This is a genomic window from Streptomyces sp. NPDC042638 (assembly GCF_040647235.1).
GTDB lineage: Bacteria > Actinomycetota > Actinomycetes > Streptomycetales > Streptomycetaceae > Streptomyces > Streptomyces rameus.
On record NZ_JBEZBT010000024.1, the window covers coordinates 60,778 to 86,139 of the forward strand.

Annotated in this window: 21 protein-coding genes and 1 other RNA gene; 18 read left to right on the forward strand and 4 right to left on the reverse strand. The window is 71.6% G+C overall.

Annotated elements, in window-relative coordinates:
• The first annotated feature begins 352 nt into the window (after positions 1-352).
• From AB0B40_RS20510 to AB0B40_RS20525, 4 genes are all read left to right on the forward strand, one after another.
• Positions 353-2,059, forward strand: a complete 1,707-nt coding sequence (locus tag AB0B40_RS20510; RefSeq protein WP_345055301.1) for a serine/threonine-protein kinase — start codon at positions 353-355, stop codon at positions 2,057-2,059.
• Between the two features lie 111 nt (positions 2,060-2,170).
• Positions 2,171-3,397: a serine/threonine-protein kinase gene (locus tag AB0B40_RS20515; RefSeq protein WP_345055298.1), complete on the forward strand. Its 1,227-nt coding sequence runs from the start codon at positions 2,171-2,173 to the stop codon at positions 3,395-3,397.
• Positions 3,398-3,448: 51 nt separating this feature from the next.
• Positions 3,449-4,555, forward strand: a complete 1,107-nt coding sequence (gene prfB / locus AB0B40_RS20520; RefSeq protein ID WP_345055295.1) for a peptide chain release factor 2 — start codon at positions 3,449-3,451, stop codon at positions 4,553-4,555.
• Between the two features lie 293 nt (positions 4,556-4,848).
• Positions 4,849-5,781 (forward strand): hypothetical protein, encoded by a 933-nt coding sequence (locus tag AB0B40_RS20525; RefSeq protein ID WP_345055293.1) that lies wholly within the window; start codon positions 4,849-4,851, stop codon positions 5,779-5,781.
• A gap of 94 nt (positions 5,782-5,875) precedes the next feature.
• Here the strand turns inward: AB0B40_RS20525 and AB0B40_RS20530 are convergent, their stop codons facing one another.
• On the reverse strand, positions 5,876-6,076 hold the full coding sequence (locus AB0B40_RS20530; protein WP_345055290.1) for a hypothetical protein: 201 nt from the start codon (positions 6,074-6,076) through the stop codon (positions 5,876-5,878).
• A 245-nt stretch (positions 6,077-6,321) separates the two neighbouring features.
• On the opposite strand from AB0B40_RS20530, the gene ftsE reads away from it, so the two are divergent.
• The 5 genes from ftsE (at position 6,322) to ssrA (ending at position 10,284) form a co-directional block, all read left to right on the forward strand.
• Complete coding sequence (ftsE, locus tag AB0B40_RS20535) at positions 6,322-7,011, forward strand: cell division ATP-binding protein FtsE (RefSeq protein ID WP_020940379.1); 690 nt, start codon at positions 6,322-6,324, stop codon at positions 7,009-7,011.
• Between the two features lie 36 nt (positions 7,012-7,047).
• Positions 7,048-7,965, forward strand: a complete 918-nt coding sequence (gene ftsX / locus AB0B40_RS20540) for a permease-like cell division protein FtsX (RefSeq protein WP_345055286.1) — start codon at positions 7,048-7,050, stop codon at positions 7,963-7,965.
• Positions 7,966-8,032: 67 nt separating this feature from the next.
• Positions 8,033-9,202 (forward strand): S41 family peptidase, encoded by a 1,170-nt coding sequence (locus AB0B40_RS20545; RefSeq protein ID WP_345055283.1) that lies wholly within the window; start codon positions 8,033-8,035, stop codon positions 9,200-9,202.
• Between the two features lie 68 nt (positions 9,203-9,270).
• On the forward strand, positions 9,271-9,804 hold the full coding sequence (gene smpB, locus AB0B40_RS20550; RefSeq protein ID WP_345055306.1) for an SsrA-binding protein SmpB: 534 nt from the start codon (positions 9,271-9,273) through the stop codon (positions 9,802-9,804).
• Positions 9,805-9,915: 111 nt separating this feature from the next.
• Positions 9,916-10,284, forward strand: a transfer-messenger RNA (tmRNA) gene (ssrA, locus tag AB0B40_RS20555).
• 61 nt (positions 10,285-10,345) lie between these two features.
• Here the strand turns inward: ssrA and AB0B40_RS20560 are convergent.
• The 3 genes from AB0B40_RS20560 to AB0B40_RS20570 form a co-directional block, all read right to left on the reverse strand.
• Positions 10,346-11,674 carry a helix-turn-helix transcriptional regulator gene (locus tag AB0B40_RS20560; RefSeq protein ID WP_345055281.1) on the reverse strand — a complete coding sequence of 443 codons (1,329 nt, stop codon included), beginning with the start codon at positions 11,672-11,674 and terminating at the stop codon, positions 10,346-10,348.
• Positions 11,675-11,988: 314 nt separating this feature from the next.
• Positions 11,989-12,111, reverse strand: coding sequence for a hypothetical protein (locus tag AB0B40_RS20565; RefSeq protein ID WP_345055279.1), 123 nt, complete (start codon positions 12,109-12,111; stop codon positions 11,989-11,991).
• 395 nt (positions 12,112-12,506) lie between these two features.
• The gene (locus AB0B40_RS20570) at positions 12,507-13,835 is read right to left on the reverse strand and encodes an MFS transporter (RefSeq protein WP_362264851.1); all 1,329 of its coding nucleotides are present in this window, start codon (positions 13,833-13,835) and stop codon (positions 12,507-12,509) included.
• Between the two features lie 84 nt (positions 13,836-13,919).
• Between AB0B40_RS20570 and AB0B40_RS20575 the strand changes: the two genes are divergently transcribed.
• The 9 genes from AB0B40_RS20575 (at position 13,920) to AB0B40_RS20615 (ending at position 25,258) form a co-directional block, all read left to right on the forward strand.
• Positions 13,920-14,897, forward strand: coding sequence for a LysR family transcriptional regulator (locus tag AB0B40_RS20575; RefSeq protein WP_362264853.1), 978 nt, complete (start codon positions 13,920-13,922; stop codon positions 14,895-14,897).
• Positions 14,898-15,170: 273 nt separating this feature from the next.
• The gene (locus AB0B40_RS20580; protein WP_345060858.1) at positions 15,171-16,544 is read left to right on the forward strand and encodes a nitrate/nitrite transporter; all 1,374 of its coding nucleotides are present in this window, start codon (positions 15,171-15,173) and stop codon (positions 16,542-16,544) included.
• Between the two features lie 167 nt (positions 16,545-16,711).
• A complete protein-coding gene (locus AB0B40_RS20585; protein WP_362264855.1) occupies positions 16,712-17,863 on the forward strand; it encodes a uroporphyrinogen-III synthase in 1,152 nt (383 codons plus the stop codon).
• Positions 17,864-18,032: 169 nt separating this feature from the next.
• Positions 18,033-18,626, forward strand: a complete 594-nt coding sequence (locus AB0B40_RS20590; RefSeq protein ID WP_345060838.1) for an ABATE domain-containing protein — start codon at positions 18,033-18,035, stop codon at positions 18,624-18,626.
• A gap of 245 nt (positions 18,627-18,871) precedes the next feature.
• On the forward strand, positions 18,872-19,456 hold the full coding sequence (locus tag AB0B40_RS20595; RefSeq protein WP_184958216.1) for a sigma-70 family RNA polymerase sigma factor: 585 nt from the start codon (positions 18,872-18,874) through the stop codon (positions 19,454-19,456).
• Between the two features lie 62 nt (positions 19,457-19,518).
• Positions 19,519-20,286, forward strand: coding sequence for a zf-HC2 domain-containing protein (locus tag AB0B40_RS20600; protein WP_345060842.1), 768 nt, complete (start codon positions 19,519-19,521; stop codon positions 20,284-20,286).
• A gap of 163 nt (positions 20,287-20,449) precedes the next feature.
• Positions 20,450-22,900, forward strand: coding sequence for a UvrD-helicase domain-containing protein (locus tag AB0B40_RS20605; RefSeq protein ID WP_362264857.1), 2,451 nt, complete (start codon positions 20,450-20,452; stop codon positions 22,898-22,900).
• Between the two features lie 338 nt (positions 22,901-23,238).
• On the forward strand, positions 23,239-24,654 hold the full coding sequence (locus AB0B40_RS20610) for an NAD-dependent malic enzyme (protein WP_345060846.1): 1,416 nt from the start codon (positions 23,239-23,241) through the stop codon (positions 24,652-24,654).
• A gap of 322 nt (positions 24,655-24,976) precedes the next feature.
• Positions 24,977-25,258, forward strand: a complete 282-nt coding sequence (locus tag AB0B40_RS20615; RefSeq protein WP_014673024.1) for an HU family DNA-binding protein — start codon at positions 24,977-24,979, stop codon at positions 25,256-25,258.
• Positions 25,259-25,362 lie beyond the last annotated feature (104 nt).

Consider the following 25,362-nt stretch of genomic DNA (forward strand, 5'->3'; position numbering starts at 1 on the left):
TTCCCCCCACCCCACACGAACACGTCGGCCAGCAGCCGCTGGAGCCCTCCCAGCTAGCTGCTGGAGGCATCCTCGCACCTGCCACCGACAACGCGCCCGGGACCCGGGCAGAAGTGATCTTGATTGGTCGGCTCTGCCCCCAAAAATGCCTGACCAACACCCCACCGGCGATCAGTTGAGATCGGTCACTTCCGGTCCCGGCAACCAGCGGACCGGGACACGCGTCTTCCCGTCGAACCCCCTGAACCTGCCCGGGAACGCTTACGTAGTGCCCAGGAGCACGGCACTACAGTGGATCGGAACACCGGAATGCAGGCAAGCAAGCAACAGCAACCAGCAGGGAGCGCGTGACGTGCGGCCAGTCGGCAGCAAGTACCTGCTTGAGGAGCCGCTCGGACGCGGCGCCACAGGCACCGTCTGGCGTGCCCGCCAGCGCGAGACCGCGGGCGCCGAGGCGGCCGTGGCCGGGCAGCCCGGAGAGACGGTCGCGATCAAGGTCCTGAAGGAGGAGCTGGCGAGCGACCCGGACATCGTGATGCGCTTCCTGCGGGAGCGCTCCGTCCTGCTCCGCCTGACCCACCCCAACATCGTCCGGGTCCGCGACCTGGTCGTCGAGGGCGACCTGCTGGCCCTGGTCATGGACCTCGTCGACGGCCCCGACCTGCACCGCTACCTGCGCGAGAGCGGTCCCTTCACCCCGGTCGCCGCCGCGCTGCTGACGGCCCAGATCGCCGACGCCCTCGCCGCGAGCCACGCCGACGGCGTCGTCCACCGTGACCTGAAGCCCGCCAACGTGCTGCTCCAGCAGTACGACGGCCAGATGCACCCGATGCTGACCGACTTCGGCATCGCCCGCCTCGCCGACTCCCCGGGTTTGACCCGCACCCACGAGTTCGTCGGCACGCCCGCGTACGTCGCCCCGGAGTCCGCCGAGGGCCGCCCGCAGACCTCCGCCGTCGACATCTACGGTGCCGGCATCCTGCTGTACGAGCTGGTCACCGGCCGCCCGCCGTTCTCCGGCGGCAGCGCCCTGGAAGTCCTGCACCAGCACCTGAGCGCCGAGCCGCGCCGCCCCTCCACCGTCCCGGACCCGCTGTGGACCGTGATAGAGCGCTGCCTGCGCAAGAACCCCGACGAGCGGCCCAGCGCGGAGAACCTCGCGCGCGGGCTGCGGGTCGTCGCCGAGGGCGTCGGCGTGCACGCGAACTCCGCGCAGATCGCCGCGGCGGAGGGCGTCGGCGCGCTGCTCGCGCCCGACCCGGCCCCGGCAGCCGTCCCGGGCGTGCCCGGGGCCGCCGACCCCACCCAGGTACTGCCGACGAACGCGCCGCAGGGGGCGTACGACCCGAACGCCGCCACCAGCTTCCTGCCGCACACCGGCGGCCCGGCCGGCGCCGCCGACCCCACTGCCGTCCTGCCGAACACGGGCGCGGCGGACCCGACGGCCGTCCTGCCGCCCGTCCCGCCGGGACAGCCGGGCCAGCCGGGACAGGGTCAGTACGGCGGGCCGGGGCAGCAGCCCGAGCAGCAGCCGCACCCCTGGCAGACGCAGCTGCGGGCCGCCCGCGACCGCAACGACCAGACGCAGATCCAGTACCTGGGCCCGGACGAGGACCCGCTGCGCCGCCGCCCCCAGCGGCAGGTCGCCCCCCGTCCGCAGCAGCAGCCGCGCCCGGCCCCGCAGGGCCGTCCGCAGCAGCCCCAGCCGCGCGGCAGGCAGCGCCCGCAGCAGGCTCCGCAATACGGCTATCCGCCGCAGCAGCCGCAGCAGCCCCAGCGGTACGCGCCGCCCGCGCCCCCCGAACGGCAGCGGCCCGCGCGGGAGCCCCGGGAGCCGCGGCAGCGCAGCGCCAACCCGATGAAGATCCCCGGTCTCGGCTGTCTGAAGGGCTGCCTGTTCACGATCGTCATCCTGTTCGTGGCCGGCTGGCTGATCTGGGACCTGACCCCGCTGCAGGACTGGATCGGCACCGGCAAGGGCTACTGGACCCAGCTGAGCGACTGGGCCGGCACGGTGGGCCACTGGATCAAGGATCTGGGCGGCTCGTCCGGAAACTGATCGCCAGTTCAGAGATTTGTCGACATCTGCCGGGTGATTTCCGTCTCCGCGGTGAAGGTTGGCTCGTCGGACGCGTAGTTTTGTCGGCAACACGCGTCTGTAGGAGCAGCCTTGGCACGGAAGATCGGCAGCCGGTACACCGCGAACCAGATCCTGGGTCGGGGCAGCGCCGGCACGGTGTGGCTGGGTGAGGGACCGGACGGCCCCGTCGCCATCAAGCTGCTGCGTGAGGACCTCGCGTCCGACCAGGAGCTGGTCGGACGCTTCGTGCAGGAGCGCACCGCGCTGCTCGGCCTGGAGCACCCGCACATCGTCACCGTGCGCGACCTGGTGGTCGACGGCAACGACCTGGCCCTGGTCATGGACCTGGTGCGCGGCACCGACCTGCGCACCCGGCTGGAGCGGGAACGGCGGCTCGCGCCCGAGGCGGCCGTGGCGATCGTCGCCGACGTCGCCGACGCGCTGGCGGCGGCCCACGCGGCCGGGGTCGTCCACCGGGACGTCAAGCCCGAGAACGTCCTGCTCGACATGCAGGGACCGCTCGGGCCGGGCGGTTCCCACCCCGCTCTGCTCACCGACTTCGGCGTCGCCAAGCTGATCGACTCGCCGAAGCGGACCCGCGCCACGAAGATCATCGGCACGCCGGACTACCTGGCCCCGGAGATCGTGGAGGGCCTGCCGCCGCGGGCCGCCGTGGACATCTACGCGCTGGCGACGGTCCTGTACGAGCTGCTGGCCGGCTTCACGCCCTTCGGCGGCGGGCACCCCGGCGCGGTCCTGCGCAGGCACGTCACCGAGAGCGTCGTACCGCTGCCCGGCATCCCCGAGGAGCTGTGGCAGCTGCTGGTGCAGTGCCTGGCCAAGGCCCCCGCCTCCCGGCTGCGCGCCTCGGAGCTGGCGGCACGGCTGCGCGAGCAGCTGCCCACGCTGGCCGGGATGCCGCCGCTGGACGTGGACGAGCCGGGGCTCGCCGAGGAGGAGACGCAGGAGCCGGCGCCGGCGGCCGAGCCGGACGGCGCACCGGTGCGGCGGCGGGGGGCCGTGTCGCTGGTGCCGGGGGCCAGACCGGACTCCAACCGGGACACGCACACGTCGATGCGGGTTCCGGCGCCGGACGAGCTGGCCGGAGGCGCACACGGCACCGCGCGCGCTCCCCGGGCCCCCGGCGCGCCCCGGCCGGGCTCGGCCCGGCACCGCGCCGCCGTACGCCGGCGCCGGATCACGCTGGGCGTGGCCGGGGTGGTCCTGGCGGCGGCGGTGGGCGTCGGCGCCTACTGGGCGTCCTCCGGGGGCGACGACCAGCCCGCCCAGGACACCCACAGCACGTCGGCACCCTGATCCGGCCGAGCGGAGGGCGGGGACGCTTGCCGTAGCCGTTACGCTGGAGGCGTGGCAGTCGTCGATGTATCCGAAGAGCTGAAGTCCCTCTCCTCGACCATGGAGTCGATCGAGGCCGTCCTGGACCTCGACAAGCTGAGGGCAGACATCGCCGTGCTCGAGGAGCAGGCGGCCGCGCCGTCCCTGTGGGACAACCCGGACGAGGCGCAGAAGATCACCAGCAAGCTCTCCCACCTCCAGGCCGAGGTCAGGAAGGCGGAGGCGCTGCGCGGCCGGATCGACGATCTCGCGGTCCTCTTCGAGATGGCCGAGGAGGAGAACGACCCGGACACCCGCGCCGAGGCCGAGTCCGAGTTGGTCGCGGTGAAGAAGTCGCTGGACGAGATGGAGGTCCGTACCCTCCTGTCCGGCGAGTACGACTCCCGTGAGGCCCTCGTCAACATCCGCGCCGAGGCCGGTGGCGTCGACGCCGCGGACTTCGCGGAGAAGCTGCAGCGCATGTACCTGCGCTGGGCCGAGCAGCGCGGCTACAAGACCGAGCTCATCGAGACGTCGTACGCCGAAGAGGCCGGCATCAAGTCGACCACCTTCGCCGTCCAGGTGCCGTACGCCTACGGCACCCTCTCCGTCGAGCAGGGCACGCACCGTCTCGTGCGCATCTCGCCCTACGACAACCAGGGGCGCCGCCAGACCTCCTTCGCGGGTGTCGAGGTGCTTCCCGTCGTCGAGCAGTCCGACCACGTCGAGATCGACGAGAGCGAGCTGCGCATCGACGTCTACCGGTCCTCCGGGCCCGGCGGCCAGGGCGTCAACACCACCGACTCAGCGGTCCGCATCACGCACCTGCCCACCGGCATCGTGGTCTCCTGCCAGAACGAGCGGTCGCAGATCCAGAACAAGGCCACCGCCATGAACGTCCTCCAGGCCAAGCTGCTGGAGCGGCGCCGGCAGGAGGAGCAGGCCAAGATGGACGCCCTCAAGGGCGACGGCGGCAACTCCTGGGGCAACCAGATGCGTTCGTACGTGCTGCACCCGTACCAGATGGTCAAGGACCTGCGCACGGAGTTCGAGGTCGGTAACCCCGAGGCCGTCTTCAACGGCGAGATCGACGGCTTCCTGGAGGCCGGAATTCGCTGGCGCAAGCAGCAGGAGAAGTAACTTTGTCGACATGACAACTGCCGCCCCTGTGGCGGCAGTTGTCATTTGTCTGGGTTTTACATCACACTCACAGGCTTCAATTACCCGCAAACATCCCTCTGCTGGACATTGCGCGCGCAACGCCCTTGACGTTGCTTTGAAAAATGGGAAGGGTGAGGCGCGGCATGCGTACTGAGGGGCGCATGTGAACCGGGGGATCGAGTTGACGCGCTTCGTCACCGGCTGCCTCCGTCGATCACGGCACGCCCCCCGCACCGCCCCATCGACGAACAGCTACTGGGGGTAGCAACCATATGACGAAGAAGACGCGGATCCGGGTCGCGCGGATAGCCGCCGGCGCCGTGATCGCGGCCGGCGCCTCGCTCACCGCGGCCGGCGCGGCTTCCGCCCTGGACCTCGGCGTCCAGGCGGGTCCGATCAGCCTGGGTGTGACCACGAACGGCGCTGACAGCCCCGGCTCGACCGAGGGCACCACGGAGGGCACCACCGAGGGCGCGGTCGTGGGTGTGACCGAGGGCGCGATCGTGGGTGTGACCGAGGGCACCACGGGCACCACGGGCACCACTGGAACGGACACTACTGGGACCACCGGTACCACTGGGACGGACACTACTGGGACCACTGGTACCACGGGCACTACTGGGACCACCGGCACCACTGGAACGGACACTACTGGGACCACCGGTACCACGGGCACCACTGGGACCACCGGCACCACGGGCACCACCGGGACCACGGGCACCACCGGGACCACTGGGACCACGGGCACCACCGGGACTACCGGTACCACCGGGACTACCGGTACCACTGGAACCACCGGTACCACGGGCACCACCGGGACTACCGGTACCACCGGTACCACCGGTACCACCGGTACCACCGGCGACAGCGGCTCGACCGGCACCTCCGGTGACAGCGGCACCACTGGCTCGACCGGCACCTCCGGCAGCACCGGCACCTCCGGTGACAGCGGCAGCAGCACCACCGGTGGCAACCACACCGTCCCCGACGGCGGCAACAACAACGTCCCGCAGGACGAGGGCTCCTCGGCGCTGACCGACACCGGCTCCGACACCGTGGCCCAGGGCGGCGACAAGCAGCTCGCCGAGACCGGTGCCGGGCAGACCGCGTTCCTGCTCGTCGGCGCCGCGACGATGATCGCCGGCGGCATCGGCTTCCGTATCCTGCCGCGTCTGGTGAGCGGCCGGGGCGGCGCCGTCGCCTGAGCGTAGCCGTACGCTCACGCACCGCTCGCACCGCACATACGCAAGGGCCCGGAGCTTCGCGCTCCGGGCCCTTACGGCGTCTTCGCGGACCGTCTCACGCGGTCTGGTGTGCCAGCAGCGCCACGGTGGCGATCAGGACCGCCAGGACCGCCAGCAGAGCCATCGGGTTCAGCCCGTTCAGGCCCCCGAAGAAGCCCTCCTGCTGCAGTCGCTCGCGGTTGGCACGGCACACCGGGCACCGGCCCTCGCTCACGGGCGACGCGCAGTTCGCGCACACCAACCGGTCGTACGTCATGCGCTCGCCCTCCTTGCACCGGCCATCACATGTACAACGCTCGCGGGAACGAGAACGTTCCCCTCGTTCCCCTTCCACTGTGCCAGGTTCCGCAGGAGCCTGCGCGGGGCCTTCGCGGGCGGGACGCGGACAGGGTGCGGTACAAATACGTACAAGTCTTGCCCAACCTCAACCTGCGACTGCACTTGCACACCCGGTTCGCGTATGGTCACGCTCATCTACCCCCGGCGACCCGTGGTGCATCCGTGATCCGATTCGACAACGTCTCCAAGGTCTACCCCAAGCAGACCCGCCCCGCACTCAGGGATGTCTCCCTCGAGGTGGAGAAGGGCGAGTTCGTCTTCCTCGTGGGGTCCTCCGGCTCCGGAAAGTCCACCTTCCTGCGGCTCGTCCTCCGCGAGGAGCGGTGCAGCCACGGTCAGGTGCACGTGCTGGGCAAGGACCTCGCGCGGCTCTCCAACTGGAAGGTGCCGCAGATGCGCCGCCAGCTGGGGACCGTCTTCCAGGACTTCCGGCTGCTGCCGAACAAGACGGTCGCGGAGAACGTGGCCTTCGCGCAGGAGGTCATCGGCAAGTCCCGCGGCGAGATCCGCAAGTCCGTGCCGCAGGTGCTCGACCTCGTCGGGCTCGGCGGCAAGGAGGACCGCAGGCCCGGCGAGCTCTCCGGTGGTGAACAGCAGCGCGTGGCCATCGCGCGCGCGTTCGTCAACCGGCCCAAGCTGCTGATCGCCGACGAGCCCACCGGCAACCTCGACCCGCAGACCTCCGTCGGCATCATGAAACTGCTCGACCGGATCAACCGGACGGGCACCACCGTCATCATGGCGACGCACGACCAGAACATCGTGGACCAGATGCGCAAGCGCGTCATCGAGCTGGAGAAGGGCCGCCTCGTCCGCGACCAGGCCCGCGGCGTCTACGGCTACCAGCACTGACCGCCCCCAGTTCCCGAAAGGCCTGAAGAACCCGCCATGCGCGCCCAGTTCGTCCTGTCGGAGATCGGTGTCGGTCTCCGCCGCAATCTGACGATGACCTTCGCCGTCATCGTCTCCGTCGCCCTCTCCCTGGCCCTCTTCGGCGGCTCGCTGCTGATGAGCGACCAGGTGAGCACCATGAAGGGCTACTGGTACGACAAGGTCAACGTCTCGATCTTCCTGTGCAACAAGCACGACGCGGAGAACGACGTCCACTGCGCCAAGGGCGCGGTCACCGAGGACCAGAAGAAGCAGATCCTCGCGGACCTGCATGACATGACGGTCGTCGAGAAGGTGACCTACGAGTCACAGGACGACGCGTACAAGCACTACAAGGAGCAGTTCGGCAACTCGCCGCTGGCCGGCTCGCTGACGCCGGACCAGATGCAGGAGTCGTACCGGATCAAGCTCAAGGACCCGCAGAAGTACCAGGTGATCGCCAGCGCGTTCAACGGGCGCGACGGCGTGCAGTCGGTGCAGGACCAGAAGGGCATCCTGGACAACCTCTTCCAGCTGCTGAACCTGATGAACCGGGGCGCGCTCGCCGTGATGGCGATGATGCTGATCGTCGCCCTGCTGCTGATCGTCAACACCGTGCGTGTCTCGGCGTTCAGCCGCCGGCGCGAGACCGGCATCATGCGCCTGGTCGGTGCCTCGGGCTTCTACATCCAGGCGCCGTTCATCGCGGAGGCCGCGGTCGCCGGACTCATCGGCGGCGGCCTCGCCTGTGTGGCCCTCGTGTTCGGCCGGTACTTCACCATCGACCACGGCATGGACCTCTCCCACAAGCTCACGCTCATCAACTTCGTCGGCTGGGACGCGGTGTTGACCAAGCTGCCGCTGATCCTCGCAACCAGTGTCCTGATGCCGTCACTTGCGGCGTTCTTCGCGCTGCGCAAGTACCTGAAGGTGTGACGCATGCCAAGAGGGCCGTACGGGCATCCGCCCGTACGGCCCTTCGCGTTGTCCTAGACTCACCGCCATGTCAGGCCGTGACCCGTTCTGTCAGCCCCGCCGCGTCCGCCGCGGGGCCGCCCTGACATTGGTCTTCGCCGGCGTGCTGATCACCGGCGCCGCCACCGGCTCCCTCCCGGAGCCCGGCGACCCCGCGCGCGGGGCGGCCGTCGGACCGGTGGGTCCCGTCGGCGGGCAGGAGGCCGTCGAGAAGGCCGCCGCCGAGGCGATGGCCGACGGGAAGTCCCCCATGGAAGCGGCGGAGCGGGCCGTCAGCCGCAGCGGGGACCGCTGGGGGGCGGTCTACTCCGAGGGCGAGTACGAGGAGTTCCAGGACGCGCTCGACGGCCGGTACACCGGCGTCGGCCTGTGGGCGCGGCGGGAGCCGGACGGCCGGATCGAGGTCACGAAGGTGCGGCCCGGCTCGCCCGCCGCCGACGCCGGGATCCGCACCGGCGACCGGCTGCGCAGCGTCGACGGCGGCGACGTCGACGGGCGGCCGGTCACCGAGGTGATCGCCCTGCTCCGCGGGGACGCCGAGGACGCCCCGGCCGGTACGACGGTCACCCTCGGTCTGCAGCGCGGCACGCGCGCGTGGAGCGAGACGCTGCACCGGGCCAAGCTGTCCACCGACTCCGTGACCGTGCGCCGGCTGCCCGGCGGGGTCACCGTTCTGAAGATCTCCGCGTTCACCAAGGGCTCCGCCGCCGCGGTCCGCGAGGCCCTGAGCGCGGCCCCGGCCGACGGCCGCACCGTCCTCGACCTGCGAGGCAACTCCGGCGGCCTGGTCACCGAGGCGGTGGACACCGCCTCCGCCTTCCTGGACGGCGGCCTGGTCGCCACCTACGACGTCGACGGCGCCCAGCGCGCCCTGCACGCCGCCCCGGACGGCGACATCACCCGGCCCCTGGTCGTCCTCGTCGACGGCGGCACCATGAGCGCGGCCGAGCTGCTCACCGGCGCCCTGCAGGACCGGGGCCGCGCGGTGGTGATCGGCTCGCGCACCTTCGGCAAGGGCTCCGTCCAGATGCCGACGAAGCTGCCCGACGGCTCGGTGGCCGAGGTGACCGTCGGCCACTACCGCACCCCCGCCGGGCGCACGGTCGACGGCCGGGGCATCACGCCCGACCTGGAGGCGGGGTCCAGCGCCCTGGAGCGGGCGCAGACGGTCCTGACGGGCCTCGGCGACCCGTCGTAGGTCCCGTTAATGGACTTCCCTCGCACCCCCTCCATGGTGCGAAAATGGGCGGCACTATGAGCAAGGGAATGTACGTACCGAAGGAGTCCCAGCCCAAGCAGGGCGGAGGGGCCGCGAAGGCGGCCAAGGACGGCAAGCGCAAGATCGTCGCGCAGAACAAGAAGGCACGGCACGACTACGCGATCATCGACACCTACGAGGCCGGGCTGGTGCTCACCGGTACGGAGGTGAAGTCGCTGCGGCAGGGACGCGCCTCGCTGACGGACGGCTTCGTCCAGATCGACGGGAACGAGGCGTGGCTGCACAACGCCCACATCCCGGAGTACAGCCAGGGCACGTGGACCAACCACACGGTGCGCCGCAAGCGCAAGCTGCTGCTGCACCGCGAGGAGATCGACAAGCTGGAGTCGAAGTCCCAGGAGACGGGTCACACCATCGTGCCCCTGGCCCTGTACTTCAAGGACGGCCGGGCCAAGGCGGAGATCGCCCTCGCGCGGGGCAAGAAGGAGTACGACAAGCGGCAGACGCTGCGGGAGAAGCAGGACCGGCGGGAGTCGGACCGCGCGATCGCGGCGGTGAAGCGCAGGGAGCGCGGCCTCTGACCGGGCCGCCCGGGAATAAGCTGGCACGGGCGTGCGTTGGTCACGTACGATGGCACTGCACCCCACAGCGGGTGCGCGCCCCCTCCACGGAGGGGATTGAAAAAACAACATGGGGATGATCGGTTTCGACAGCGGCTGTCGAAGCAGGGGAAGCGTGTCGAGGAAGCGGCAATGATCTCGTAAACCATATGTCGCAAAAAATAATCGCCAACACCAAGCGCGATTCCTTCGCCCTCGCTGCCTAAGTAGCGACTTGCGAAGTGTCAGCCCGGGGCTGTTCCCGACCCGGATCCTGGCATCAGCTAGGGAACTAAACCTTGATCCCGGTCACGGGGTGAAGAGGGAAATCTAACAGTGACTGGGCCCGTCGGCGACTTGTTCGCGTGATCGCCGGGGCCGAGAAAATCACAGCGGACTGCACACGGAGAAGCCCTGATTCTGCACCGTTGGACGCGGGTTCGATTCCCGCCATCTCCACTGACCCCCTCGGGGGTACCCCATGTGGGCGAAGGCCCCGCCGCTTCGAGCGGCGGGGCCTTCGTCATGCCTGCGCCGGATCCCTCCAGCCCTCGTCCAGCAGCCCCGGATCGGGAAGATCCCCCTCGAAGGGGGCGGCCGTCACGAAGTTCGGTCCGACCGTGAGGCGCAGATGCGGGCTGAGCTCCACCGTCACGAACGACTTGGTGCCCGCCACCACACCGCGGAACGCGTCCAGCGCGGTCTGGGGCACGACCAGCCGCTCGGCGTGATGGGGGACGGAGAAGGTCTCCGTCCCGGGCGACGGCCGGCCGCGTGACCCGCCGGCCCGGTGCGCGGAGCGCAGCGGCCGGCGCACGCCCGGATACAGCGCCGCGTACAGCCCGGCGAAGGTGTTGAGGTGCGCGAGCCCGGCCGCCGTCAGACGGCAGACGCGGACGTCCTCGACAAGCCGCCGCTCGACCAGGTGCGGCGGCAGCGGCTCGACGTCGGCGGAGAGCAGTTTCGCCACCGCCCACAGGCCCCCCTCGGCCCGGGAGGCGTGCGCGTCCACGTTGAACAGGTCCACGAGCAACTGCCAGGAGGTGGACGGCTGGGCGTTGCGGTGGAACTGCTCCATCCGCGGGCCGATACGGCCGAGCTCCCGGGCGTAGACCTGGCTCCAGCGCATCAGCGCCAGCCGGGCGTTGGCCTGCCGGTCCCGGTCGGTGTCGAAGTCGGCGATCACCCGCTCCCGTTCCGCGCGCACGTGCGTCTGCCGCAGTTCGCCCAGTTCGTAGGTCAGGACCCGTCTGGTGCGCTGCACGGGCCGGCCGTAGGCGGCGGCCAGCTCGACGAGGTACGGGTCGTCGGGTGCCGGACCCTTCCACGGCCCCGGCGCGGGCACATAGCGCTCGGCCAGGGCCCCGATCAGCTCCGCGGCCCGCTCCTGGCGTCTGCGGACGGCCGGGGTGCGGTTCACGGCGCGCTCCAGGGTGGAGCGGGGTATGGCGAACAGTGCCGCCACCTCGTCGAGGAAGCGCGGGCGCCGGCTGGGCACGATGCCCTCGATCTCGAACCGCCGGTAGTTCTTGGGTGACACCCCGACCTCGTCCACGACATCCCGTGCCCGCAGGCCGCAGGCGCGGCGTACGTCGGCGATGTCCCAGGACGCCCGGCCCTCGGGGTTCATCAGGGCGGAGGGGTGGGTGCCCAGGGCGCGGGCGAGGGCACGGACCCGGGGCGGGTCTGGCACTCGGTGCCCGTTCTCGTAGGCCAGTATCTGGGCCTTGGTGGTCCCGACGGCCCGCGCCAGCTCCTCCGCCGTCATGGCCACCGCACCGGGACGCGCGTAGAGGTTCATGCGGAGCGCGCGCAGCTCCGACGGGCTGAAATCGGCCAGTCCCCGTGCCATGCGCGTGTTCACCCTCCTCGGAAGGACCACTTTAGGGGTACCATTCCCAGGCCACGACCGTGTCACATCGTCGGACGGTGGGAGCAACTGACCTGGTTCGCTTTGCTTTTAGGCGGCTGAACCGGTGGATGCTTCCGCTGAAATGCGCGAGGTTGGACGACGTCGGGCCCAGGTTGGTGACTGCGGTCCACGTAGATCGGTTGTGAAAGTGGCCCTGGCCCCCACGGTTGTTGAGTCCGTTGGCGGGGGCGCAGGGCCGGCGTGTGGGAGCGAGACCCCGAGGGCCCCCTGTTCCAGCAGGGGGCCTTACGCCGTCAGAAGAGACTTTCCAGCTGGTGTCGCAGCCAGGCACCCAGTGCCTGGAGCGCCAGCCAACCGAAGATCCTCCTGACGGTCTTCCGGTTGTCCCGCCCGCCGCCTTGGGGCGGGTTCTCCACGCGCACACCTCCTCTCGGTCGCAGAGCACGAACGGCCCCGATCGGGATGAGCCGATCGCGAAGTGCGTCACGAGAGACGATGTTGGGATGAGCCTACCGGGTCACACGCGTCACACCGGCCGAGTTGGGGGCGCGTCGGGGTCCAACTCCCTTGCCAATTGTCTATTTGACGATCAGTTGATTGCTGTACTTCTCGGTAGGGTCCCGGGGGTGCCCGTGGGCCCGCCGGATCACGAACGGGGTCGTTGACGGTTGTCGCAGTTCACGGCCGTTACGGGTGCGTCGGCGCGGCGGGGTGCGTGGGGGGTGTGGCTACGTCGGCCGGGGGGTGTCACCGTTCCCGGTCGTAGACGAAATCCGATCGTGTGGGATCGGTCACGTTGATAACGATCCGCTTACTTCCGGTCGCCGTCCGTAAGGGGTCGTGCCTCGATCGAGTTGCGTGCGCAGGTTGACCGTTGTGGTCCCGCGTCCTGCGGGAACCGACGCGCACCGACGCGCCTCGCGGCCTCCGGTACCAGGCCGACGCACAGGGCCAGTGCGGCCGCCGCGGCCGGTACCGCGAAGGCGGCGGCGGGGGAGAGGTGCTCCGTCGCCCAGCCGCCCGTCGCCGAGCCGCAGGCGATGCCGGTGAGCAGTCCGGTCACCATCAGGCTCATGCCCTCGTTCAGCCGGTCGGCCGGGGTGAGCCGCTGCACCAGGGTCATCGCCGTCACCATGGTGGGCGCCGTCGCCATGCCCGCGACCAGCAGCGCACCGGCGAGCACCACGAGCGAGCCCGAGCCGGCCGCCGCCCAGGGCAGCGCCATGAGTGCCGCCATGGCGGCCAGGCACCGGTGCAGCCGGGGACCGGCCGGCTTCAGCGTCCCGTACGCCAGTCCCGCCGCGCACGAGCCGGCCGCCTGGAGGGCGAGCACGGCACCCGCCGCCGCACGCTGCCCCAGCGTGTCGGCGTACGCGATCGTGACGACCTCCATCGAGCCGAACACCGCGCCGGTGGCCGTGAAACAGAGCAGCAGCGGCGGGATGCCGGGACCGCGCAGCGGCGACGGCGCCTTCGAACGGGCCCGGGGCGGCGGCTCGGTGGCCCGCTGGGCGGTGAACAGCGCCATCCCGGCCAGCAGCAGCACCGCCCCCACGAGGGTGCCCGCCTCCGGGAAGAACGTCCCGGTCAGGAAGGACGCGAGCACCGGGCCGAGCATGAAGCACAGCTCGTCCGCGGCCTGCTCGAAGGCGTTCGCCGTGTGCAGCGTGCCGGGCTCGTCACGCAGCAGATGGGCCCAGCGGGCGCGGGACAGACCGCCGATGTTGGGGGTGCCCGCGGTGCCGGCGTAGGCGGCGAACAGGGTCCAGCCGGGGGCGTCGTAGCGGACGCACAGCAGCAGCGCCAGGCTGCCGAGCACGGAGACGACGGTGGCCGGCAGCGCGACCCGGGCCTGTCCGTGCCGGTCGACCAGCCGGGCGAGCCAGGGCCCGGCGACCGCGGTCGCCGCGAGCCCCGTCGCGGTGACCGCACCGGCGAGGGCGTACGAGCCCCGGGCGCCGGCGATCATCACGACCGCGCTCACGCTGAACATGCCCATGGGGAGACGGGCCAGGAGGTTACCGGCGGTGAAGGCGCGGGCGCCGGGGAGGGCGAAGAGGCGCCGGTATCCCGCGGACCCCCGGCCCCTGCTGCGTATCGGACCGGGTGTCGGACTGTCCTTGGTGGTCTGCTGCGGCATACGGCTACGTTCACCCGCGGCGGATCACCGGGTCCAACACCTTCCGCGTGCCGATTCACGCGCATGCGTTGTAAGTTCGCCGTCATGCCCGCCCCCGCCCACCTGGACCCCCGCCTGCTGCGCGCCTTCGTCGCCGTCGCCGAGGAACTGCACTTCACCCGGGCCGCGGCCCGCCTGTACGTCGCCCAGCAGGCGCTCAGCAGGGATGTGCGGCGGCTGGAGCGCGAGTTGGGCACCGAGCTGTTCCTGCGGACCACCCGGCAGGTCACACCGACCCCGGACGGCGAACGCCTGCTGCCGCACGCACGCCGGGTCCTCGCCGCCCAGGACGACCTGCTCGCCGCGTTCGCGGCCGGCCAGTCCCGCCCGCTGCTGGTCGACCTCAACACCACGGGCCTGGTCACCGGACGCCTCGTACTGCTCCGGGCCCGGGAACTCGCCCCCGGCTGCGAGCTGATGGCCCGCTACGAGAGCGGCCTCACCGGAGCCGCCGCCGAGCTGCTCGCCGGCCGTCTGGACGCCTCCTTCGGCCGCTTCGCCGGGCTCGACCCCGCGCTCCGCTCCGGCCTGGAGCAACAGCCGGTGCGGTACGAGCCGATGGCCGTGGTACTGCCCGCGGACCACCCGCTGGCCCGCCTGCCCGAGGTGCCGCTGTCCGCGCTGGCCGGGGAGACCGTGTACGCCGGCGCGGGCAACCCGCGTACCCGGGAGTGGACCGACCTGGCCGTGCGCCTCTTCAAGGGCCGGTCCATCCGGCTCGCCCCGCCCCAGCCCGTGGCCGTCGGCAACGAGGAGTTCGGCCGTGTCATGGCGAAGACCCGGACCCCGGTGCTGGCCGTCGTGGACTTCCCGCCCATGCCGGGCACCGTACGGCGCCCCCTCGTCGACCCCGTTCCGCTGTCCCCCGTCTCCCTGGTCTGGCGCAGGGGCCTGGCCCATCCCGGACTCGACGCGCTGCGCCGGGCGGTGGCCGGGATCGCGCGGGCGCGGGGGTGGCTGACGCGGCCGGCCGGCGGGTGGCTCCCGGCCGCCGACGCGGACGTGATGCACGCCGAACGCTGAGGCGCCGCGGCCCGGCCCGGGGGTTCCCGCGCCCCGGCCGGCGCCGGGCCGGGGCCGCCGGACGACGGCCCGGCAGCCGCCGCCGGACGACGGCCCGGCAGCCGCCGCCGGACGACGGCCCGGCGCCGCCGCCTCACCGTCGTTCCGCGCGCCCGGTGAGAGCAACGTTCCCGTGCGGTCACGCACGGCCACGGGCACGGAAACGCGCCGTCCCTACCTTCGGGCCCAGTCAGCGGTCGGCAGACCGAGCAGCCCGAGCACCGTGGAGGCGTGATGACAGCCCCGGCCCCAACCCGTCGCAGTGGCCGCTGGATCGAGCACTGGGACCCGGAGGACGAGGGCTTCTGGCGCGCGGCGGGGGAGCGGATCGCGCGCCGGAACCTCTGGTTCTCCGTGCTCTGCGAGCACATCGGGTTCTCCGTCTGGACCCTGTGGTCCGTGCTGGTGCTGTTCATGGGCCCGGAGTACGGGCTCACCCCCGCCGACAAGTTCCTGCTGACCTCGATGGTCACGCTGGTCGGCGCGGTCGTCCGGGTGCCGTACACCTTCGCCGTGGCCGTCTTCGGCGGCCGTAACTGGACGGTCGTCTCGGCGGGCCTGCTGCTCCTCCCGGCCGTCGCCGCGTTCGTGGTGACGGAGCCGGGGACGTCCTTCTCCACCTTCCTCCTGGTGGGCCTGCTGACCGGCATCGGCGGGGGCAACTTCGCCTCCTCGATGACCAACATCAACGCCTTCTTCCCGCTGCGCAGGAAAGGGTGGGCGCTCGGTCTCAACGCCGGCGGCGGCAACATCGGCGTACCCGTGGTCCAGCTCGCCGCACTCGCCGTCATCGGCGCCGGCGGCGGCCCGCGCCTGCTGCTCGGGATCTACATCCCGCTGATCGTCGTGGCCGCCGTACTCGCCGCGCTGTTCATGGACAACCTGGCCACGGTGACGAACGACACCGGTGCGGCCAAGGACGCGGCGCGGGACGCCCACACCTGGATCATGTCCTTCCTCTACATCGGCACCTTCGGCTCCTTCATCGGCTACAGCTTCGCCTTCGGCCAGGTGCTGACGAACCAGTTCGGCCGGACCCCGCTGCAGGCGGCGTACCTCACCTTCATCGGCCCGCTGCTCGGCTCCCTCCTCCGGCCCGTCGGCGGGCGGCTCGCCGACCGCTACGGCGGCGCCCGCATCACGCTGTGGAACTACGCCGGCATGGCCGCCGCCACCGCCGTGCTCATCGTCGCGGGCCTGGAGGACTCGCTGCCCCTGTTCGTGGGCGCCTTCGTCGTCCTGTTCATGCTCAGCGGGCTCGGCAACGGCTCGGCGTTCAAGATGGTTCCCGGCATCTTCCAGGCCAAGGCCCTGGCCGCCGGGCTGGCGGGCGAGGCGGCCGTCGCCCACGGCCGGCGGCTGTCCGGCGCCGCCATGGGCCTCGTCGGAGCGGTCGGCGCGCTCGGCGGCGTCGGCATCAACCTCGCCTTCCGCCAGTCCTTCCTCGCCCACGGCTCCGGCACCGGCGCGTTCGTCGCCTTCCTCGCCTTCTACGCCGTCTGTTTCGCGGTCACCTGGACCGTATACCTCCGCCGCCCCGCCGGACGGGTTCCGGCCACGGCGGCGGCTTCGGAGGCCGGGTCCCGGCTCAGCCACGCCGAGGTGTGACGTAACACCGGCGACACCGCACCGAACCGAGCCCGTCACGGCCCGTTGACAGGCTCGGTCGGCGTGCCGGTCAGTCGGGGCCTTCCGTCTGGATCACGCCGGGCTCGCGGGCCCTGAGACCGCTCCCTGATCCGGCCTGAGCCAGACGAAAGACCCTGGGAGAGCCCATGTACGACGAAGAGCAGCAACCCGAGCACGGTCCCCTCGCCGGCTTCACCGTGGGCGTCACCGCCGCGCGCCGCGCCGACGAACTGGGCGCCCTGCTCCAGCGGCGCGGCGCCGGCGTGCTGCACGCCCCCGCCCTGCGGATCGTGCCGCTCGCCGACGACGCCGAACTGCTCGCCGCCACCAAGGAGATCATCGACCAGGTACCGGACGTCGTCGTGGCCACCACGGCGATCGGCTTCCGGGGCTGGGTCGAGGCCGCCGACGGCTGGGGTCTCGGTGAGCGGCTGCTCGGCCGGCTGGGCGGGGCACGGCTGCTGGCCCGCGGCCCGAAGGTCAAGGGCGCCATACGGGCGGCCGGACTCACGGAGGAGTGGTCACCGTCGTCGGAGTCCCTGGCCGAGGTGCTCGACCGCCTCCTGGGGGAGGGCGTCGACGGCACCCGGATCGCCGTACAGCTCCACGGCGAACCCCTGCCCGGCTTCGTCGAGTCGCTGCGCGCCGCCGGGGCGCAGGTCCTGCCGGTCCCGGTCTACCGCTGGATGCCCCCGGCGGACCTCGGCCCCCTGGACCGCCTCCTGGACGCGGCCGTCAGCCGCGGCCTGGACGCCCTCACCTTCACCAGCGCCCCCGCCGCGGCCTCCCTCCTCTCCCGCGCGGAGGACCGCGGCCTGCTGGACGAGCTGCTCTCGGCCCTGGCCCACGAGGTCCTCCCGGCCTGCGTGGGCCCGGTCACCGCGCTCCCCCTCCAGGCCCGCGGGGTGCGGACGGTCCAGCCGGAACGCTTCCGCCTCGGGCCCCTGGTCCAGCTCCTGTGCCGGGAACTCCCGGCCCGGGCACGGTCGTTGCCCGTCGCCGGCCGTCAGGTGGAGATCCGCGGCCACGCGGTCCTGGTCGACGGCGACCTCCGGCCCGTCCCCCCGGCCGGCATGTCCCTCCTGCGCGTCCTGTCCCGCCGCCCCGGCTGGGTGGTGGCCCGCGCCGACCTGCTCCGCGCCCTGCCGGGCGCGGGCCGCGACGAACACGCCGTGGAAACGGCGATGGCCCGACTCCGCACGGCCCTCGGGGCGCCGAAACTGATCCAGACGGTGGTGAAGCGGGGCTACCGCCTGGCCCTGGACCCGGCGACGGACGCGAAGTACGCGGACGACTGAGGTCTTCCGTGCGGATCGGGCCGGACCGGACCCCGCGAGCCCGGCAGGGGTGAACGGAACCCCGCTACGGGGGGTTCCGGCGCACCCTCGGGACGGGCACTGTGAGGAGGGGGACGCAACCGTTCCCCGCACGCTTCCGCACGGTTCCTGCCCAGGCGGTGACTCGCACATGGCATTCGACAGCGCCACGCCCCCGTACGAGCTGCGGTTCGATGCCGGGCGGGTGTGCCTGGACCTGCTCGCCACCACGCACCCGGGCGAACGGCTGGACGGGGTGGCGGCGTTGTCCGCGTGGATCGGGGCTGCCGGCCTCGTGCCGGCCGGTACGCCGCTGGAGCACGCCGACGGCTCCTGGCCGGCCCGCTTCCGGGAACTGCGGCGGGACGTCGGGCTGTTGGTGCGGTGCGTGCGGGGCGCGCGGACACCGGCGTACGGGGCCGCCCTCGGCCGGGTCAACGAGGTGGCCCGGGCCGCGCCCCCGGCGCCGCTGGCCGTGCGCGGCGAGGACGGGGCTCTCGTGCGGGAGTTGGCGGGACCGCCCGGCTGCGCCGCCCTGCTCGCCGTGGTCGCCCGCGACGCCGTCGAACTGCTCACCGACCCCGTGGCGTGGGCCGCCGTGCGGGAGTGCGAGGGGGACAACTGTCCCCTCGTGTACGTCGACACGTCCCGTGGGCGGCGCCGGCGCTGGTGTTCCAGCGAGGTGTGCGGGAACCGGGAGCGGGTCGCCCGGCACCGGCGGCGGGCCGCGCTCACCCGGGCCTGAGGGCGCCGGAGCCCCGAAGCGGACGTGATCTTCGCTACACCGCGTTTCGTTGCCGCCTACACGGGAGTTGGCCGGCGCTCCCGGTGATGTGCCGGAAAAGTAAAGATCGGCCGGTGGGAATGTGCTCGCATGTCCCGCTCGTCACGTCGTCCCCGGGAAATCTGCCCCTCCGCTTTGAACACCGGGCCGCCCCACTGCGTACGGGTGGGCGAGCGACCGACTGGGGGAACCCCCGGACACCGGAGGTGGGCGTGCGCAAGGATGCGGCCGTGGCCAATGAACGTGGAATGAGGGCCCGACATCGCATGTCCTCACAGCCCTCGGAGCCGGATGAGGAGCTGATGCGTGCGCTGTATCGAGAGCACGCCGGACCTCTGCTCGCGTATGTCCTGCGGCTGGTCGCCGGTGATCGGCAGCGCGCCGAGGACGTCGTACAGGAAACACTCATCCGTGCCTGGAAGAACGCCGGTCAGCTCAATCGGGCGACCGGTTCGGTACGCCCCTGGCTGGTGACGGTCGCACGCCGCATCGTCATCGACGGCCACCGCAGCCGGCAGGCCCGGCCGCAGGAGGTCGATCCGTCGCCGCTGGAGGTCATCCCCGCGGAGGACGAGATCGACAAGGCGCTGTGGCTGATGACGCTGTCGGACGCGCTCGACGACCTGACCCCGGCACACCGGGAGGTACTCGTCGAGACGTACTTCAAAGGGCGTACCGTCAATGAGGCGGCCGAGACGCTGGGCATACCGAGCGGCACTGTCCGTTCCCGGGTGTTCTACGCCCTGCGGTCGATGAAGCTGGCACTGGAGGAGCGGGGGGTGACGGCGTGATGAGCAATGGGTACGGGGGAATGCAGGGCTTCGGACCGGGTGGTCCGGGTATGTCTGGGCCCATGAACCCCAGTCAGGGATCTTCGGTGCCGAGCGAACACGAGACCGTCGGCGCCTACGCCCTCGGGATCCTCGACGACGCCGAGGCAACCGCTTTCGAGGCGCATCTCGCCGGCTGCGAATGGTGCGCCCAGCAGCTGGACGAGCTGGCCGGGATGGAACCGATGCTGGCCGCGCTCGCGGACCTGCCGGGCTCCGGCAGCACGCCCGCGATCGGTGAATCGCTGTCCGCGAAGCCCAGTCCGCGGCTGGTGGAGAAGCTGGTCGACGAGGTCGCCGAGAAGCGCGCCCAGAAGCGCCGACGCGGCTTCTACATGATCGCGGCCGCGGCCGCGCTGATCATCGCCGGCCCGCTGGCCGCGGTGGCGGTCGGCGGCGGTTCGGACGGGGGCGGCCAGGTCGCCGCGAGCCCGGCCCAGTCGACCTTCCGGACCATGTCCGACAAGAAGTCCGCCACGGACGCGTCGACCCATGTCAGCGCCACCGTCGCCATGGCGCGCAAGGACTGGGGCACCCAGGCGGTCCTGGAGCTGAAGAACGTCAAGGGCCCGCTGAAGTGCTCCCTGGTGCTCGTCGCCAAGAACGGGCAGCGTGTGACCATGTCGTCGTGGTCGGTGCCGGACTGGGGGTACGGCATGCCGGACGCCAAGACCGAGGCCGCGAAGAAACCGCTGTACATCGGCGGGGCCGCGGCCTTCCAGCCGAACGAGATCGACCACTTCGAGGTGGTGACGTTCGAGGGCAAGAAGCTCGTCCAGGTCGACGCGTAGCGGCACGCGCCGTCCGTCACCGGGCGCGGGTGCTTCGTGGTCGGTCACGCGGTTGCCCGCGCCCCTTCGGTGCGCACTCAGCGCGCCTGACGGCCTTCCGTAGCCTCCCGGGCCCCCCTTCGCGTACGGTTGACGGCTGCCCAGCACGTCAGAAGGGGGCCAGGTGGCCGCTCAGGTTCAGCAGTCCGCGGTCGGCTCGGTCAGCGACGGAAACGACTCCGTCCGTGACCGGGAGATCGGCGTCGAACAGGAACACCTGGACCGGGTGTACCGGCGGCTGGAGGAGAAGATCCACGAAGCCGAGTTCCTGATGCACGACGCCGCCCAGCGCGGCCAGGTCGGCACCCCTGGCGCGCTGGCCGAGCGGGACGCGCAGGTCTTCCGGGCCGGTGTCCACCTCAACCGGTTGAACAACGAGTTCGAGGACTTCCTCTTCGGCCGGATCGACCTGCTGCCCGGCAAGGACGGGAAGAAGGGGCCCGACGGGGCGTACACGGCGGTCGAGCCCGCCGAGGGCGCCGTGCGGGAGGACGGCACCGCCGAGATCGCCGAGACGCTGCACATCGGGCGCATCGGTGTCCTCGACCAGGACTACTCCCCGCTCGTCATCGACTGGCGCGCGCCCGCCGCCGCGCCCTTCTACCGGGCCACGCCCGTGGAGCCGGGCCGGGTGGTACGGCGCCGGGTGATCCGGTCCAAGGGGCGCCGGGTGCTCGGCGTCGAGGACGACCTGATGCGGCCCGAGCTGACGGCCTTCCTCGACGGCCGTGAGCTGCCCGTCATCGGGGACGGCGCCCTGATGGCCGCCCTCGGCCAGGCCCGCGGCCACACCATGCGGGACATCGTCTCCTCGATCCAGGCCGAGCAGGACCTGGTCATCAGGGCCCCCGCCGCCTCGATCACCTACGTGGAGGGCGGCCCGGGCACCGGCAAGACCGCCGTCGCCCTGCACCGCGCCGCCTACCTGCTCTACCAGGACCGCAGACGCTACGCGGGCGGCATCCTGATCGTCTCGCCGACCCCGCTGCTGGTCGCCTACACCGAGGGCGTGCTGCCCTCGCTCGGCGAGGAGGGTCAGGTCGCGATCCGCGCGATCGGCTCCCTGGTCGACGGCGCGGAGGCCACCCTGTACGACTCCCCGGCCGTGGCCCGCGCCAAGGGCTCGTACCGGATGCTGAAGGTGCTGCGCAAGGCCGCCCGGGGCGCCCTGGAGCTGGGCCCGGCCGCTCCGGCGGGACAGCTCGCCCTGGACGACGACACCGACACGGACACCGACACGGACACCGGCGCCGGCGCCGGGCCGCGGGTCTTCGACGCGCCGCCGAACCGCCTCCGCGTGGTCGCCTTCGGGCGCCGCCTGGAGCTGGAGGCGGCCGAGCTGGAACGTATCCGCCGTACCGCCCTCGGCGGCACCGCGCCGGTCAACCTGCTGCGCCCGCGCGCCCGCAGGCTGCTGCTGGACGCCCTGTGGGCGAGATCCGGCGCCGCCGGCCGGCACAACGACCCGGAGCTGGCCGCCGAACTGCGCTCGTCCTTCGACGAGGACGTCAGCGGCGAGGACGCGTTCATCGGCTTCCTGGACGCCTGGTGGCCCGAGCTGACCCCGGCGGCCGTGCTCGCGGCCATGGCCGACGAGAAGCGGCTCGGCCGCTGGGCCCGGCGGATCCTCAACCCCGGCGAGGTCCGCAAGGTCGCCCGCTCGCTGAAGCGGGACGGCCACTCGGTGCACGACATCGCCATGCTCGACGAGCTCCAGGCGCTCCTCGGTGCCCCGGCCCGGCCGCGCAGAAGGCGCGAGTTCGACCCGCTGGACCAGCTCACCGGCCTGGAGGAGCTGATGCCGGTGCGCGAGGAGTCGCAGCGGGAGCGTGCCGAGCGGCTCGCGCAGGAGCGCACCGAGTACGCGCACGTCATCGTGGACGAGGCGCAGGACCTCACGCCGATGCAGTGGCGCATGGTCGGCCGCCGCGGCCGGCACGCCACCTGGACGGTCGTCGGCGACCCCGCGCAGTCCTCCTGGTCCGACCCGGACGAGGCGGCCGAGGCGCGCGACGAGGCCCTCGGCAGCCGGCCGCGGCGCCGCTTCCGGCTCACCGTGAACTACCGCAACCCGGCTGAGATCGCCGAGCTGGCCGCGAAGGTGCTGGCGCTCGCGATGCCCGGCTCCGAGTCCCCCTCCGCCGTTCGGTCCACCGGGGTGGAACCGCGCTTCGCGGTCGTCGAGGGCTCGACGGCGCAGACCGTGCGGGCGGAGGCCGAGCGGCTGCTGGACCTGGTGGACGGCACGGTCGGCGTGGTCGTCGCGATGAACCGGCGCGAGGAGGCCCGGCGCTGGCTGGCCGGGCTCGGCGACCGGGTCGTCGCGCTCGGCAGCCTGGAGGCCAAGGGCCTGGAGTACGACGCGACGGTCGTCGTCTCGCCCGCGGAGATCGCCGACGAGTCCCCGGCCGGGCTGCGCGTGCTGTACGTGGCGCTGACCCGGGCCACCCAGCAGCTGACGGTGGTGTCGGGGGAGCGGGACGAGCCGGACGCGGCGGGGGTTCCGGACCTGCTGAGGGATGAGATCCTCATGAACTCCGGCCGGGGGAATGGGTCTACGGGATCCGTTTGTTAGCCTTGACGTGGCACCGGCCCGATCCAAGCCCCCGGGCCCAACCTTCGTCGCTACGAGCGACCACTTGCCGCGAGGCGAGCATGGCGGGTCGGTGTCATGAACGTGTGGGAGGCCCACGTCACGGATGTGACGTGGGCCTCCTTCTTTGCCCCGCCGCCCTCTTTCTCTGCACGATCGTTTCTCGTATGGTGGAAGTGGTTTTCCGAAACCAGTAATCCGGCAGAGAACCTCGCGTGAACAAAACGTCCGCAACCCAGGCCGGCTACCACGTACTCGGCGGTAGGTGCGACGATCGGACGGCACAACTCGCGACACGGTGAAAGCAGAGGAAGTCGGCCATGGCAACGGCGCCCAGCGTCTCCTACTCGATGACCATCCGGCTGGAGGTGCCCGCGAGCGGAACCGCCGTCTCGCAGCTCACCACCGCCGTGGAGTCCTCCGGAGGCTCGGTGACCGGCCTCGACGTCACCGCGTCCGGCCACGAGAAGCTCCGCATCGACGTCACCATCGCGGCCTCCTCCACCGCGCACGCCGACGAGATCGTCGAGAAGCTGCGCGGCATCGAGGGCGTCACCCTGGGCAAGGTCTCCGACCGTACGTTCCTGATGCACCTCGGCGGCAAGATCGAGATGCAGTCCAAGCACCCCATCCGCAACCGTGACGACCTCTCCATGGTCTACACGCCGGGTGTGGCGCGCGTCTGCATGGCCATCGCCCAGAACCCCGAGGACGCCCGCCGCCTCACCATCAAGCGCAACTCCGTCGCGGTCGTGACGGACGGCTCCGCCGTGCTCGGCCTCGGCAACATCGGGCCCAAGGCCGCGCTGCCCGTCATGGAGGGCAAGGCGGCCCTCTTCAAGCGCTTCGCCGGCATCGACGCCTGGCCGCTGTGCCTGGACACCCAGGACACCGACGCGATCGTGGAGATCGTCAAGGCGATCGCCCCCGGCTTCGCCGGCATCAACCTCGAGGACATCTCCGCGCCGCGCTGCTTCGAGATCGAGGCCCGCCTGCGCGAGGCGCTCGACATCCCGGTCTTCCACGACGACCAGCACGGCACCGCCATCGTCGTACTCGCCTCCCTGACCAACGCCCTGCGCGTCACGAACAAGGCGATCGAGAACATCCGGGTCGTCATGTCCGGCGCCGGCGCGGCCGGTACGGCCATCCTCAAGCTGCTGCTCGCGGCCGGTCTGAAGAACGCCGTCGTCGCCGACATCCACGGCGTCGTCCACGCGGGCCGCGAAGACCTGGTCAACGCGCCGGCCGACTCGCCGCTGCGCTGGATCGCCGACAACACCAACCCCGAGAACCTCACCGGCACCCTGAAGGAGGCCGTGCGCGGCGCCGACGTCTTCATCGGCGTCTCGGCCCCGAACGTCCTGGACGGCGACGACGTGGCCGCCATGGCCGACGGCGCCATCGTGTTCGCGCTCGCGAACCCGGACCCCGAGGTCGACCCGGCGGTCGCTCGGCAGACGGCGGCCGTCGTGGCCACCGGCCGCTCCGACTTCCCGAACCAGATCAACAACGTGCTGGTCTTCCCGGGTGTCTTCCGCGGTCTGCTGGACGCGCAGTCCCGCACGGTCAACACCGAGATGATGCTTGCCGCTGCGAAGGCCCTGGCCGACGTGGTGACCGAGGACGAGCTGAACCCCAACTACATCATCCCGAGCGTCTTCAACGACAAGGTCGCGGGCGCGGTGGCCGGGGCGGTCCGTGAGGCCGCCAAGGCCGCCGGGGCGACGGCCTGACGGAGGCGTGTCGTACTGTGCAGGGGGCTGTGAGCATCACCACGGCGGCCCCCCGCACCGGCGCGTCGTGGAACCCCAAGACGCCGGCCGCGCTCTAGGGTGACGGCCGAGCAGGCGCTTTTCGTGTGACTCCCCAGGGTGTTCTCACGACTCCTACGGGTGCCGGATTGGCTTTCCCGCCGCAGGTAGGGGCAGGATGCTCCCCCAGGGACTACGTCCCCGGGGGCACCCCCAAGGGCGCGAGCGCATCGGCATCGCAGTGCCTCGGGCGGCTCCGCCGCGTGGCACACCCCAACGGCAAGAAAAACACGGGAGTAACAACATGAACCGCAGTGAGCTGGTGGCCGCGCTGGCCGACCGCGCCGAGGTGACCCGCAAGGACGCCGACGCCGTGCTGGCCGCGTTCGCCGAGACCGTCGGCGAGATCGTCGCCAAGGGCGACGAGAAGGTCACCATCCCCGGCTTCCTGACCTTCGAGCGCACCCACCGTGCCGCCCGCACCGCGCGCAACCCGCAGACCGGCGAGCCCATCAACATCCCGGCCGGCTTCAGCGTGAAGGTCACCGCGGGCAGCAAGCTCAAGGAAGCGGCCAAGGGCAAGTAACCGCTCCGTTCGAGCGCCGGTCCACCGGAGCGTCGTTCGACTGGGCACCGTGGGTGACTGCCGGCCCGTCGTGGCTGGTCGCGCAGTTCCCCGCGCCCCTTGTG

What these genes read in the sequence shown, in the direction of transcription:
- AB0B40_RS20525 (WP_345055293.1), top strand. Translation starts at nt 4,849, where the DNA reads ATGACGAAGAAGACGCGGATCCGGGTCGCGCGGATAGCCGCCGGCGCC.
- AB0B40_RS20530 (WP_345055290.1), bottom strand. Translation starts at nt 6,076, where the DNA reads ATGACGTACGACCGGTTGGTGTGCGCGAACTGCGCGTCGCCCGTGAGC.
- ftsX (WP_345055286.1), top strand. Translation starts at nt 7,048, where the DNA reads ATGCGCGCCCAGTTCGTCCTGTCGGAGATCGGTGTCGGTCTCCGCCGC.
- AB0B40_RS20545 (WP_345055283.1), top strand. Translation starts at nt 8,033, where the DNA reads ATGTCAGGCCGTGACCCGTTCTGTCAGCCCCGCCGCGTCCGCCGCGGG.
- smpB (WP_345055306.1), top strand. Translation starts at nt 9,271, where the DNA reads ATGTACGTACCGAAGGAGTCCCAGCCCAAGCAGGGCGGAGGGGCCGCG.
- AB0B40_RS20560 (WP_345055281.1), bottom strand. Translation starts at nt 11,674, where the DNA reads ATGGCACGGGGACTGGCCGATTTCAGCCCGTCGGAGCTGCGCGCGCTC.
- AB0B40_RS20570 (WP_362264851.1), bottom strand. Translation starts at nt 13,835, where the DNA reads ATGCCGCAGCAGACCACCAAGGACAGTCCGACACCCGGTCCGATACGC.
- AB0B40_RS20575 (WP_362264853.1), top strand. Translation starts at nt 13,920, where the DNA reads ATGCCCGCCCCCGCCCACCTGGACCCCCGCCTGCTGCGCGCCTTCGTC.
- AB0B40_RS20580 (WP_345060858.1), top strand. Translation starts at nt 15,171, where the DNA reads ATGACAGCCCCGGCCCCAACCCGTCGCAGTGGCCGCTGGATCGAGCAC.
- AB0B40_RS20585 (WP_362264855.1), top strand. Translation starts at nt 16,712, where the DNA reads ATGTACGACGAAGAGCAGCAACCCGAGCACGGTCCCCTCGCCGGCTTC.
- AB0B40_RS20590 (WP_345060838.1), top strand. Translation starts at nt 18,033, where the DNA reads ATGGCATTCGACAGCGCCACGCCCCCGTACGAGCTGCGGTTCGATGCC.
- AB0B40_RS20600 (WP_345060842.1), top strand. Translation starts at nt 19,519, where the DNA reads ATGAACCCCAGTCAGGGATCTTCGGTGCCGAGCGAACACGAGACCGTC.
- AB0B40_RS20610 (WP_345060846.1), top strand. Translation starts at nt 23,239, where the DNA reads ATGGCAACGGCGCCCAGCGTCTCCTACTCGATGACCATCCGGCTGGAG.
- AB0B40_RS20615 (WP_014673024.1), top strand. Translation starts at nt 24,977, where the DNA reads ATGAACCGCAGTGAGCTGGTGGCCGCGCTGGCCGACCGCGCCGAGGTG.